Source organism: Luteibacter sp. P4_E6 (assembly GCF_056401535.1).
Genome location: NZ_JBFUJE010000070.1, coordinates 1 through 13338, shown reverse-complemented (window position 1 = coordinate 13338; position 13338 = coordinate 1). Strand labels below are relative to the sequence as shown.

Genomic DNA, 13338 nt, shown 5'->3' with positions numbered 1-13338 from the left:
CTTGTAGACCATCTGGCTCACCTGATTACGCAGCAGAACCACGAACTGGTCGAACGACTCGATCGTGCCCTGCAGCTTGATACCGTTCACCAGGTAAATGGCGACCGGCACACGCTCACGGCGAAGCGCATTCAAAAACGGATCCTGCAACGACTGCCCTTTGGACATTTCTTCTTCTCCCCTACGCCTTTCGTACGGGTCCGGGTAAAAAAACGCCAAATGGCGCCCCAGCCCAAGTGTCTTGAATCTTAACTGCTTTTAAACGCCAGCAGGAAGCACCGGACGTGACGACATCGGCATTCCCAGGAACTGCCCGAGAGCCCTGTCCACTTCCGGCAACGGATCCCCCCGGTCCGGGTCAAACATGCGCGCGTCCAGCTCGCTGCGCAGCCAGGTTATCTGCCGCTTCGCGAGTTGCCGCGTTGCATAGATACCACGGTCGCGGAGGTTCGTGGCGTCGCCCTGCCCGTCCAGATACTCCCAGGCCTGCCGGTAGCCCACGGCGCGGATCGCCGGGAGGTCGGCATGCAGGTCGCCACGGGCCTTCAGGGCCCTGACTTCATCGAGAAAACCGTCGCCCAGCATGGCGTCGAAGCGCGTGGCGATGCGCTCGTGGAGGGCCTTGCGGTCGTCGGGCAGAAGGGCGAGCTTGAGCACCCGCCACGGCAGGCGATCGCCAACCGCCTGCTTCTGCAGATCGGTCAGGCGCTTGCCCGTCAGCGCCATGACCTCGAGGGCGCGCTGGATGCGTTGGGCGTCACCGGGCCGAATACGCTCACCGGCCACGGGATCCAGCGCTGCCATACGGGCATGGAGTGCCGCCCAACCCACGATCGCCGCTTCGGCGCCCAGACGTTCGCGCAGCGCGGGATCGGCTTCCGGAAGATCGGACAGACCTCGTTGCAGCGCCCGGAAGTACAGGCCCGTGCCGCCGACCAGGAGGGGCACCTTACCCGCCTCGTTCAGACGCGTCATCGCGGCCAGCGCATCGCCACGGAAGTCCGCCGCCGAATAAGGCTGGGCCGGATCGCGGATATCGACAAGTTCGTGCGGATAGCGCGCCAGGGTCGCGGCGTCCGGCTTGGCTGAACCGATATCCAGTCCGCGGTAAACCAGCGCCGAGTCGACACTGATCAACCCGACCGGATAACGATCGGCCAGCGCGCAGGCAAGCGCCGTCTTGCCCGAGGCGGTCGGGCCCATCAGGAAAATGGCGAGGGGGCGGGTGTCGAGGCTCATGAACACGGACTTCGATCAAACGACCGCAAGGTTACCCCACCCCGGTGACAGGCGCCCGGCGCCGATGCGAGGATCGACACGCACTTAAAAGGAGAACGGAAGCATGTTGCGTGTGTCGATGGCGCTGGTCGCCCTGCTCGGAACCGTCTTCGCCGCAGATGCCGCCACGGTCGTCCCGACCGTATACGAGGCGGGTCATTTCTTCGCCACGCCGACGACGAAGGACGGCCACTCACTGCGCATTCTCATCGATACCGGCGCAGGTGGAAGCAATTTCTGGATAACGCGTGCTGCGGCCGACCGACTGCAACTAAAGCCTTCGGTCTGCCCGAAAGAGCCATGGGAAGCTCAGTCGAAAGCTACGTTCGTCACTCGCCCCGAGTACGCCCCACGTGCGGGGATTCCCGCGGCGGCATCCCACTGCGGCGATATCCTCGTGGTGAATACAGGGTCTGCCATCGGCAACGCGGACGGGCTGGCGGGCGGCACTTACCTCGCCACGCACGCGTGGACCTTCGACTACCCTGCCCGGCAGCTTCGCGTCGAGGATGATGCCTGGCAACCTGCGAACGACGCGCATGCGTTTGATCTGGGCATGCAACGCAATCCAGAAGGAGCGCTTACCACCGCCTACCCCCGGGTGACGATCCGCGTCGCCGGAGAGGATGTCGACGTACTCCTGGATACAGGCGCGACGGCGCAACCGACGAAAGCTGGCGTCGCGGCCATGAAGACGCCAACGATGAACGGCCTGGGCGTCGCGAGCTACATCACGAGCACCCTCATGAACCGCTGGCACGCCGATCACCCGGAATGGCCCCTGATCGGAGCCGCTGATGACTTGGGAGCGGGGAAAGCCGTGAGGGCGATCCAGGTGCCGATGGTCGAGATCGCTGGCTGGTCGGTCGGTCCCGTGTGGTTCACGGAACGCGCCGACAGCAATTTCGAGTCGTTCATGTCCGAATACACGGACAGCGCTGTTCACGGTGCCGTCGGCGCAAACGTACTCGATGCCTTCGTCATGACACTCGACTACAGGAAGGCGAAGGCGTGGCTTGCGTGCCCCCGCGCGTGCAGAGCGACACCGGTCAAGCATTGACCAACACAATGCAAGCTGCCGCTGCATAAGGACGAAACCGACTTATCCACATGGTTATGCAGGGTGTATCCACACAGCCTGTGGATATCGCCCGCGAGTGCTCGTCGTCGTACGCCTGGTCACTACGTGATCACCGCAACGCAAGTGCATGGCGGCAAAGGCGAGAACGAAGTTGTCCACAGGTTTATGCAAGGCCTGTGCACACTCCCTGTGGATATCGCGAAGGTCGGTTTCAGGCTGTGAGCAAGAAGTAAGCAGCACAACGCAAGTGCATGGTGGCGAAGGCCGAAACGGACTTGTCCACATGGTTATGCAGGCGCTATCCACATTCCCTGTGGATATCCCGCGCATGAGAATCAGGGACGCCTGACCTCGCACTCTCTACAAGGTGGGGTAGTCTTTGAAAACCCGGCGTCCAACGCACTGATCAAGGCCTGATCAACGTAACGCAAGTGCTTGCTCATCAAGCCACTAACTGACTTATGCACACGCTTATACAAACTCCGCCCACAGATGCAGTGGATATCCCGCTCATCGCGACGCTGGACTTCCATCGATGACGACCGCACAAGCCCATTCGACAGACCGCACCGAGAACGAGCCCACCGAGCGCGAGAAATTCTATGCCGACCTCAATCGCACTCGTGCGGAAACTGACAAGATGTATGCGGAGGCAAGGCGATTGAATCTCGAGTTCTCTCGGTCCCTGGATGAAACGATGAAGATGCGTGCCGAGAGGGATAAAGCCGACGCCGAGGCGAAAAAGTTCGCCATGGATACGATGAAGACCCAGCTGGAAATCCGCTGGTATACCCCTGTCGTGAGCGGTTCAATCGCTCTCGCCTGGTTTAGCGCCGGCGCGGCATTCGTCACCGTGCTGATCAAGTTGCTGTCAGTTCGAGGCAACTAACCCGCTCGTGGTCAGTCACTGACCAACACAACGCAAGCCCTTGCCTGCGAAGGCCCGATCCGACTTATCCACACGTTTATGCAGGTCGTATCCACAATCCGTGTGGATAACGCCTGACGTTCGCCTGCCGTTCGCCTGCCGCGCTACTTAGCCGGAACACCCAGCTCCTTGAGCAGCGACGGCGATGGATACACCTTGTCCATCAACCAACGCATATAGCGCATATCGACGTGGATCGCGCGCTTGTAGCGTGGGTCGTACATCCAACTGGCGCTGACGGCTTCCCAGTTACTGTCGAAGTTGAGGCCAACCAGCTCACCCTTTGCGTTGAGCACCGGTGAACCCGAGTTACCGCCCGTCGTGTCGAGGTTGCTCAGGAAGTCGACCGGCATCGCACCCGTCTTCGGGTCGGCGTAGCCGGCGAAGTCACCCTTGTGAATAGCGTCGAGCAGCGGCTTCGGTGCATCGAACGGGGCAACGCCCGTGTTCTTTTCCACGATGCCCTGCACTGTCGTGACGGGCGCGTAGGTGACGGCATCGCGTGCGTTAAGCGGTGTGACCTTGCCGAAACTCACGCGCAGTGTGGCGTTTGCATCCGGATACACCGCCTTGCCCTGCTTCTCGCGATAAGCGATCAGCGCCTGCATATAGGAAGGACGCAGGCGCAGGAGATCGCCTTCGCGCGCTTTGCGTTCATCCTCAATGCGAAGGAGTGCGGGAAGCAGCGCGCGGGCCGCGACCAGCAAAGCGTCGTCACTCTTCTCGACATCGGCCGGCGCCGCCGCGAACAGTCGCGTCCGCTCGGCCTCGTCGCCAAACGTCGTCGCTCCGTAGATGTGATCGAGCGCTTTCGCGAGTTCCGCTGACGTCCGGCCGAAGACCTTGTCGACTTCGGGCAGACGCTGTGCGTCCGGCAGCTTCTGATAGCGCGTGATGAGCGACGTGACCAGCGCCTTTTCCACGCGCGCATCGTAACGGCGCTGGATCTGCTTCAGCTGGCTCTGGATGAGCTCCTCGTCGCGCTTCTGATAGCCGGACTCGCGTTCGGCGTCCGCCTTGGGACGCTCCACGGCGAGGCGATCGACCGACAATGCCCCACGCATCAGCTGCGTCTGGCTCGACAGCAGGCCCACGAGCAGGTCGCGCTCGCGCACGCCCTTGCCTTGTGCGATGAGTGCCATGGCCTGGTCGATCTGAGGCTTGAGCGTCTTCGCATCGGATTGCGTAGCGAGCCAGGCGAGCATCGCCGCCTCGTCCTCGCGACGAACCGTGACCGCATCGCTGCGCTCGAGGCCCTCCAGTTCGCCGCTGAATCGCTTGATACCGTTCTTCAGGGTCTGAAGCTGGGAGGCGTAGCGGATGCCCGCCTCCTTGTCGGTCCTGCCCTCGGCCTCGATCACGTCCTGCAGGGCCTTCAACACCGCAACCGAGGTTGGCAGTCGCCACTCGATCTGGTCGGCGAATTCAGCGGCCGTGCGGTGACGATACGTGGTGCCTGGATAGCCGGYGAGCATGACGAAGTCGCCCTCGGCCACGCCTGCCGTAGCAATCTGCAGATGCGACGGCGGGTGATAGGGCACGTTGTCCGGCGAGAAATCAGCCGGTTTGCCGTCCTTGCMGACATAGGCGCGCAGGATGGTGAAGTCGCCGGCGTGGCGCGGCCAGACGAAGTTATCGACCTCGTCGCCGTAATTGCCAATGGCGCGCGGTGGCGCGTAAACGAGGCGGATGTCGCGCAGCTCGAGCTGGCGAACCAGATAGAAGTCGCRGCCATAGAACATGTTGGCCACGCTGCATTTGATGCCGGCTTCCGCCTCGCACTCGGCGACCAGCGCCTTGCTCGCCGCGTCCACCGCATCGTAATACGCCCTGCCCGTCTTGCCCCGGGCACCGGCGAGCACGCGGTCGGTAACTTTCTCGAAGCCGACCGTGACGCGGAGGCGGTAGTCCGGATTGGCCGGCAGTTCGCCCGCACGGTCCGCGGCCACGTAACCGTTGGTGATGAGATCACGGTCCGGCTTCGAGTTGTACTGGATGACGCCGAAGGCCACATGGTGGTTGGTCACCACCAGGCCGTCCGCCGACACGAACGAGCCGGTGCCGCCACCGATGCGGACCACCGCGTTCAGGGGCGCCCGAGTGAGGTCGGCGAGGTCCTTCGGGTCGCCGCGGAAACCGGCGTCCTTGAGATTCTTCGCAATTCCGGGCAACTGCGACGGCAGCCACATGCCTTCGTCTGCCTTCGCATCCAGCGCCAGCGCCATGGCTGCTCCCAGCATCATCGAGCGGATCCGCATTATTTCGTTGCCCCTGTCGGCCATCAAGTCCGCCCGACCATAGAGGGTTCCCTCCGGAGGTGGCAATGCCGCGCCGCACAAGCGCCGGCAACGGCCCACGGGACTATAATCCCCGTTTGGGTCCGCGCCGCGGACCGTCCCCACGACAATCCTGGATAACCATGCAGCAGACGATGAGAGCGCTGGTGAAGCGCAAGCCCGAACAGGGCATCTGGATGGAAGAAGTGCCGGTTCCGCAGGTCGGTCCGAACGAGGTCCTGATCAAGGTCGAGAAAACCGCCATCTGCGGTACCGACCTGCACATCTATAAGTGGGACGAGTGGTCCCAGCGCACCATCACCCCGGGCCTGACCATCGGCCACGAGTTCGTCGGCCGCGTGGTCGACATGGGCCCCGGCGTCACCGGCTACAAGATCGGCGATCGCGTATCGGCGGAAGGACATATCGTTTGCGGTCATTGCCGCAACTGCCGCGCTGGCCGCCAGCACCTTTGCCCGAACACGGTCGGCATCGGCGTGAACCGTAACGGCGCCTTCGCCGAATACATGACCATGCCGGCCTCGAACCTGTGGCCGATCCCGGATCAGATTCCGTCCGAGCTGGCCGCCTTCTTCGACCCGTACGGCAATGCCGCCCACTGCGCGCTGGAATTCGACCTGATCGGCGAAGACGTGCTGATCACGGGAGCGGGCCCGATCGGCATCATCGCCGCGGGCATCGCCAAGCACGTCGGCGCGCGTAACGTCGTCGTGACCGACGTCAACGACTATCGCCTGAAGCTGGCCGCCGATATGGGCGCCACGCGCGTCGTCAACGTCGCCAACCAGTCGCTCAAGGACGTGGTCAAGGACCTCCACATCGAGGGCTTCGACGTTGGCCTGGAGATGAGCGGCAACCCGCGTGCCTTCGGCGACATGCTCGACTGCATGTACCACGGCGGCAAGATCGCCATGCTCGGCATCATGCCGCGTGGCGCCGGCATCGACTGGGACAAGGTCATCTTCAAGGGCCTCACCCTGCAGGGTATCTACGGCCGCAAGATGTACGAGACCTGGTACAAGATGACCCAGATGGTGTTGACGGGCTTCCCGCTGCAGAAGGTGCTCACCCACCAGATCGCCATCGACGACTTCCAGAGGGGTTTCGACCTGATGGATGCAGGGCAGAGCGGCAAGGTCGTCTGCTCCTGGACCTGAGCCTCGCACGTGGCTGATATTCCGTAAGGCACCGCCCGCCCACGCATGCCCCCGACGAGTACACTTTCCGTCGGGGGCAATACAGTGAAGGGGCGGGAGTATGGATACACGCATCGCGTGGCGGAACATCCGCTGGGACAAGGGCCGCGACCAGGCTCTGGCCGTCTATCGGTCGCGCCGCAGCCGGCGCATCGGGCTCGGCGTCCTCATTGCCGTGATCCTCTTTGGCTTGCTGGGCTTCCTTGCCGCACCGTCGCTCATTCGCTCACAGATCGCTTCCCGCGCCAGCACCGCGCTCGGACGTCCGGTCACCGTCGGTGATGTCAGTCTGAACCCGTTCACCCTGAAGCTCGTCATCGAGCGCCTGCACATCGCCGAGGCCGACGGCCATACCGCGTTTGTCGATATCGACCGGCTCACCGCGAACGCCTCGTGGGCATCGCTGTTCCGGGCAGCACCGATCCTCGACGAATTGCGCATCGAGTCGCCGCGCGTGCACCTCCAGCGGACCGCGCCGCAGCGCTTCAACTTCACCGACATCCTCGAGCGTCTTTCGAGCCAGCCGGCGGCGCCGGATACGGGCCCGGCGCGTTTTGCCGTGTCGAACATCGCCCTGCACGGTGGTCAGATCGATTTCGACGACCGCCTCCTGAATGCGACGCATCGCGTCGATCACCTCGAGCTCGGCATCCCCTTCATCGCGAGCCTGCCCAGCGACACCGACATCTTCGTGCAGCCGCTGCTGGCAATGAACGTCGACGGCAGTCCGCTGAAAGCGCAGGGCCAGACCAAACCCTTCGCCAGCAGCCGCGAGTCGTCGATTACGTTCCGGCTCGATCACCTGGACCTCGCCCGCTACGTCGGTTTCGTTCCCACGCCGCTGCCCGTCGCCGTGCCGAGCGGCAAACTTTCCGGAGTCCTGGCCCTGAACTTCGTGATGGCCGAGGCGCATCCCAGCATCCGCCTCAACGGCCGGCTGGCGCTCGACGAACTGAAGGTCACCGGTAAGGACGGCGCGGCGATGCTGGAGCTGGCCCATGGCGACGCGGACCTCACCGTGCTCGAGCCGCTCACGTCCCGTTATCGGCTCGGCGCGGTGACCCTCGAGCGAGCATCGGTGCGCTATGCGAGCCTGCCGGGCGGGAAGAGCAATATCGACGCGCTCACGGCGCCGGGGCCGGCGACGCACGCGCCCCCTTCCGATGCCAAAGCGGCGCCCATGGATGTGCGCATCGACAGCCTCACGCTGAAGGATTCGCACCTCCAGTATGCGGACCTCTCCGGGCCTTCGCCCGCCCATCTGGATCTCGAACACATGCAAGGCAGCTTGCGTGGACTGAGCACGGTGAAGGCGCAGGCGGCGGCGCTGGATGTGTCGGCGCAGATGGCCGGTGGCTCCGTGTCGACGCAGGGTAAGGTGGATCTTCCCGCAGGCAGCTTCCTGGGCAAGCTCACCCTCAAGAATGTCTCGCTGCCGGCGCTGATGCCGCTGGCACCGCCCCTGCTCAACGCCGATATCACCGGGGGCAACGTCGGCGCAGAAGGTACCCTGGCGCTAGGCTGGCACGATGGCGTCACGCTTCGCCTCACGAACACCAAAGCCCGCCTGGACGAATTTACGCTCGTACCACGCGGCGGCCGCGCCTCGCCGGTCACCTGGTCGTCGCTGTCGGCAACGATCGCGCTGGTCGACCTCGTCACCCGCGAAGCCCGCGTGGACGAACTGCTGCTGGGGGGGCTGACTCTCGACGTGCAGCGACTGGTCAACGGCAACGTCGACCTGGCAAGTGTGATGCCACCCTCCTCGTCGGCCGCCCACCCCGCCGGCTCGGACTGGCACTGGAGCGTCGCCCATCTGGGCCTGAACGATGGCAAGCTCAGCCTGCGCGACGCGAAGACGCCGGGTAAGCGCAACGCGGTGACGATGACCGCGAATGCCTTCAGCGTCGATGGACTCTCCGACGATCTTCGCAAACCGCTCAAGCTCGATCTCAAGGGCGCACTCGGCGACGGCAGCTTCGCCGTCGTCGGTACGATCAAGCCTGAACCGCTGGATGCCGATCTGAAGATCCAGGGCACGCGTATCGACGTGGCGCCACTGCAGACCCTGGTGACCGTGCCGCTCAACGTTCGCGTGGGAAGCGGCCTGCTCAGCCTCGACGGCCAGGTCCGCTACAGCGCGCTGAAGGTCACGGCGCGGATCGGCTATCGCGGAAAGGCGACGCTGGGTCGCGTACGCGTGCTCGACAAGGTCACCAACGACGACTTCCTCCGCTGGACATCCCTCAGCGCCAGCAACATGGTTGTCGCCCTCGGCGACGGCGTGCCTCGCGTGGCGATTGGCGGCCTGGCACTGGACGATTTTTACGCCCGCGTCATCGTCAACGCGACGGGGCGGCTCAACGTGCAGGACGTCGTCGCCAATCCCGAAGCGCCGGGCGCCGTGTCGGTGACCCAGGCCCAGGCGAATCCCGCACCGAAGACGGCACCCGCCGCGGCGCCGGTCCCGGTCCCCGGCGCTAGCGGACCCGATGCCGATATACGCATTGGCCAGATCACGCTGACCCGCGGCCAGCTGAACTACACCGACAATTTCATCAAGCCGAACTACACGGCGGATGTCACCCAGCTCACCGGCAAGATCGGCGCGTTCGGCACGGCGGGTGGCGCTCCGCCTGCCGCGCTTACGCTGCAGGGTCAGCTGGACAGCAATGCACCGGTCGACATCGAGGGCACCATCAATCCGCTCGCGCCGGTCGCCTTTCTCGACATCACGGCGAAGGCCGAAGGCATCCAGCTCACCAACCTTTCGCCCTACTCCGGCAAGTACGCGGGCTATCCGATTGCCAGCGGGCGGCTCAACGTCGATGTCCACTACACGCTCGACCAGCGCAAACTCGCCGCGGACAACCACATTTTCATCGACCAACTCACCTTCGGCGATCGCATCGAGGGACCCGGCATCAGCCACCTTCCGGTCAAGCTCGCCGTGGCATTGCTCAAGGACAGCCAGGGACGGATCGATGTCCACGTGCCGGTATCCGGCTCGCTCGATGACCCGCACTTCAGCGTCGGCGGCCTGGTCTGGCGAGCCATCGGCAACCTCATCGTCAAGGCGGTGACCTCCCCGTTCCGACTGCTCGCCTCCATCGGTGGTGGCCGCGAGGACCTCGGCTACGTGGAGTTCGCGCCAGGCTCGGACGTGCTCGATGCGGCGGCCCAGGACAAGCTCGGCCAGATCGTGAAGGTTCTGAGTGACAAGCCCTCGGTGAGTCTCGACATCATCGGTCGCATCGACACGAGCAAGGATGAGTCCGGCCTGCGCAAAGTCATGGTCGAAGATCTCATTCGCAAGGAGCAGGTGAGCGCCAAGGGCGACGACACCACGGCACCCACCGCCGAGGAACAGGACAAGTATCTCGAGCGCGCCTACCGCCACGCCGACTTTCCCAAGCCGAAGAACGTCATCGGTCTGACCAAGTCTCAGCCGCCGGAGGAGATGCGTACGCTGATGGAAACCCATATGCCGGTCGATGCCGATGCCTTGCGCCATCTGGCCGAGCGCCGCGCCAACGCCGTGCGGCAGTGGCTACAGGGGAAAGTCGACGACAAACGACTGTTCGTGCTGGCGCCGAAGCTCGATCCGAAGGGGATTGACGACGGCGGGAAGACCACCCGCGTGGATTTCGGACTTCACTGACACGCCAAGGGGTTCTGCGGGTTTTCTCATCGGGCGCGAGGCCTCACAATTGAGAATTCCTCCCACCGGACTTCCGACCATGACCTATCCGGGCCAGACGCGCTTCGCCAGCGAACTCGACTCCATTCGCGAACAGGGTCTGTTCAAGAGCGAGCGCATCATCGTTTCGCCGCAGTCCGCCGAGATCGAGCTCGAGGGTGGCCGCAAGGTGCTCAACTTCTGCGCGAACAACTACCTGGGCCTGGCGGATCACCCCGACGTGATCCAGGCGGCCAAGGACGCGCTGGATACCCACGGCTTCGGCATGGCCAGCGTGCGATTCATCTGCGGCACGCAGGACCTGCACAAGGAGCTGGAAGCGAAAATCGCCGCCTTCTTCGGCAAGGAAGACACCATCCTTTACGCCGCATGCTTCGATGCCAATGGCGGCCTGTTCGAACCCTTGCTTGGCGAGGAAGACGCGATCATTTCCGACGCGCTGAACCATGCGTCCATCATCGACGGCATCCGTCTGTGCAAGGCCAAGCGCTTCCGCTATGCGAACTGCGACATGGCCGACCTTGAAGCACAGCTCCAGGCCGCCGATGCCGCCGGAGYGCGCACCAAGCTGATCACCACCGACGGCGCCTTCTCGATGGACGGCTTCGTCGCGCCGCTCGCCGACATCACGGCACTGGCGAAGAAGTACAACGCCCTCGTCCATATCGACGAATGCCATTGCACCGGCTTCCTCGGCGACACGGGCCGCGGCTCCGCCGAGCTGCACGGCGTGCTCGACAAGATCGACATCATCACCGGCACGCTCGGCAAGGCCCTCGGTGGTGCGCTCGGTGGCTTCACCACCGGCCGCCGCGAGGTGATTGAGCTGCTGCGCCAGCGCTCGCGGCCCTATCTCTTCTCGAACTCGCTTCCGCCGCACGTCGTTGCCGCCGGCAGCAAGGTGTTCGACATGCTGGACGCCGCCGGCGACCTTCGCGACAAAGTGAAGGAAAACACGCGTTACTTCCGCGAAAAGATGACCGAGGCCGGTTTCGACATCCGCCCCGGCCAGCACCCGATCGTCCCGGTGATGATCTACGACGCCAAGCAGGCCCAGGCTATGGCCACCGCGCTACTCGACGAAGGCATCTACGTCACGGGCTTTTTCTTCCCGGTTGTCCCGCAGGGTAAGGCACGTATCCGCACGCAGATGAGCGCCGGGCATACGCGCGAGCACCTGGACAAGGCGATTGCTGCGTTTACCAGGGTGGGCAGGCAGTTGGGTGTGTTGAAGGGCTGAGGTTGACCGGTCCGCGCTGGCGCGCGGACCGCCTCAGTGCCGCCTGAGGGCGGCGACCTCGGCATCGGAGAGGTGCCGCCACTGCCCCTTGGCCAGCTCGCCTAACACCAGGTCACCGATCGCCGTGCGCAGCAACCGCCGGACATCGAAACCCAGCGCGGCCAGTAACCGGCGGATATGCCGGTTGCGCCCCTCGTCGAGGGTCACCTCCAGCCAGGCATTCCGTTCGCCCTGGCGCAGTAAGGAAACAGCCGTGGCCCGCAGCGTCTCGCCTGCCTCGACGACGCCTTCCAGCATGGCGTTAACGGTCGCCTCATCCGGCTGCCCCTCGACCTGGACGTGATAGGTCTTCGCGACGTGCGTCGCCGGTTCGGTAATACCCGCCGCCCAGACCGTGTCGTTGCTGAGCAGCAGCAAGCCCTCGCTCGCCTTGTCGAGCCGGCCGACCGGGCCGATCCACGGTRGCTTCGCGCCTTCGAGCAGCGAATAGACCGTATCGCGCCCACGCTCGTCGGCCGCCGAAACGACGAGACCGCGTGGCTTGTTCATGGCGATATAGACAGGCGCGGCCGACTCCGCAGCCGCACCGTCGAGTTCAATCCGCTCGTGCCCGGCCATCGGAAACTCGGGGTCGCGGATGATCTTGCCATCCACGCGGACCCTGCCCTCACGGGCAAGCTTCTCGCCTTGGCTACGCGAGCAGATGCCGCGCTTGGACAGCACGCGGGCAAGGCCGAAAACGGGTGTCGCAGGACGGCGCGACCGAGGACCGGGCGCGTAAGGAGGCTGACGGGGCATCGACATAGGATACCGCCCGGCCGGAACGGCAGACAAAAAAAACGGCATGCCGGAGCACGCCGTTTCGGAAATAGTCGTTGAAGGGCTTCCGTCAGATCTTTGCGATACCTTCGGGACGCTTGGCGCCGACGAAGTGCTGGGCCCAGTAGGCCTCATTCAGGCTGTCCACGCGCACCGTCTTGCCAGCCGACGGGGAGTGGATGAACTGACCATTGTCGATGTAGATACCGACATGCGAGATGGCCTTGCCGCGGGTGCGGAAGAAGACCAGGTCGCCGGTCTTCATGTCGTTGCGCTTGACCTTCAGGCCAGCGAGGAACTGGCTGGCCGAGTTGGTCGGAAGATCGAGGCCGATGCTGTGGATGAACACGTAGCGGACGAAGCCGCTGCAATCGAAGCCGGTGGAGGGCGCACGGCCACCACGCTGGTAACGGATGTCGCGGAGCTTCATGGCGAAGGCCAGGAGCGCCTCGCGAGCATGACCGTCGACGTGGCCGGCCAGTTTTGCGGTGGCGGCGGCGACGAGGCTGTCGTCGTCATCGGCGGTCTGGTTGTCGGTATCCGAATCGGTGGAAGCGAGCTTGACGGTGGCGGCGGCCGGCGCCTTGGGCGCGGTCAGGGTCGCAAGGTCGGGAATGGTGGACTGCGCGAGCGCCGTGGCGGGTGCGAACACCGGCAGATCGGTCAACAAGAGCGCTGCGGACTGGTCCAGACCCTGTGAAGGCGTGACCGAATCGGCAAAAGCAGGTGTTACAGCGGCGAAACAAATGGTGGCTAACGCGAGAGCGGTCAGTCGCTTTAAAAGCATGAGCGATAAGGC

General features: G+C 64.2%; 10 protein-coding genes. 5 read left to right on the top strand and 5 right to left on the bottom strand.

The annotated features are described in order from the left end of the window. The coding region (hfq, locus tag AC1DT2_RS06980) for an RNA chaperone Hfq (protein ID WP_477295411.1) at window positions 1-168 on the bottom strand (168 nt) is incomplete at its 3' end. 90 nt (window positions 169-258) lie between these two features. Next, window positions 259-1239: a tRNA (adenosine(37)-N6)-dimethylallyltransferase MiaA gene (gene miaA, locus AC1DT2_RS06975; RefSeq protein WP_477295408.1), complete on the bottom strand. Its 981-nt coding sequence runs from the start codon at window positions 1237-1239 to the stop codon at window positions 259-261. A gap of 103 nt (window positions 1240-1342) precedes the next feature. Here miaA and AC1DT2_RS06970 point away from each other — a divergent pair, with 103 nt between their 5' ends. Beyond that, window positions 1343-2338: a hypothetical protein gene (locus AC1DT2_RS06970; protein WP_477295406.1), complete on the top strand. Its 996-nt coding sequence runs from the start codon at window positions 1343-1345 to the stop codon at window positions 2336-2338. 556 nt (window positions 2339-2894) lie between these two features. Beyond that, window positions 2895-3248, top strand: coding sequence for a hypothetical protein (locus tag AC1DT2_RS06965; RefSeq protein WP_213948360.1), 354 nt, complete (start codon window positions 2895-2897; stop codon window positions 3246-3248). A gap of 143 nt (window positions 3249-3391) precedes the next feature. Here the strand turns inward: AC1DT2_RS06965 and AC1DT2_RS06960 are convergent, their stop codons facing one another. Next, on the bottom strand, window positions 3392-5530 hold the full coding sequence (locus tag AC1DT2_RS06960) for a S46 family peptidase (protein WP_477295404.1): 2139 nt from the start codon (window positions 5528-5530) through the stop codon (window positions 3392-3394). A 188-nt stretch (window positions 5531-5718) separates the two neighbouring features. Here AC1DT2_RS06960 and tdh point away from each other — a divergent pair, with 188 nt between their 5' ends. From tdh to kbl, 3 genes are all read left to right on the top strand, one after another. Next, entirely contained in the window at window positions 5719-6741 is a 1023-nt protein-coding gene (gene tdh / locus AC1DT2_RS06955) for an L-threonine 3-dehydrogenase (protein ID WP_063572233.1), read from the top strand. Between the two features lie 100 nt (window positions 6742-6841). Then, window positions 6842-10441: a DUF748 domain-containing protein gene (locus tag AC1DT2_RS06950; protein WP_477295402.1), complete on the top strand. Its 3600-nt coding sequence runs from the start codon at window positions 6842-6844 to the stop codon at window positions 10439-10441. 79 nt (window positions 10442-10520) lie between these two features. Further along, on the top strand, window positions 10521-11720 hold the full coding sequence (gene kbl, locus AC1DT2_RS06945; protein WP_477295400.1) for a glycine C-acetyltransferase: 1200 nt from the start codon (window positions 10521-10523) through the stop codon (window positions 11718-11720). A gap of 33 nt (window positions 11721-11753) precedes the next feature. Here the strand turns inward: kbl and AC1DT2_RS06940 are convergent, their stop codons facing one another. After that, the gene (locus AC1DT2_RS06940) at window positions 11754-12518 is read right to left on the bottom strand and encodes a pseudouridine synthase (protein WP_477295398.1); all 765 of its coding nucleotides are present in this window, start codon (window positions 12516-12518) and stop codon (window positions 11754-11756) included. A 91-nt stretch (window positions 12519-12609) separates the two neighbouring features. Further along, on the bottom strand, window positions 12610-13338 hold a 729-nt coding region (locus AC1DT2_RS06935; RefSeq protein ID WP_477295396.1), incomplete at its 5' end, for a C40 family peptidase.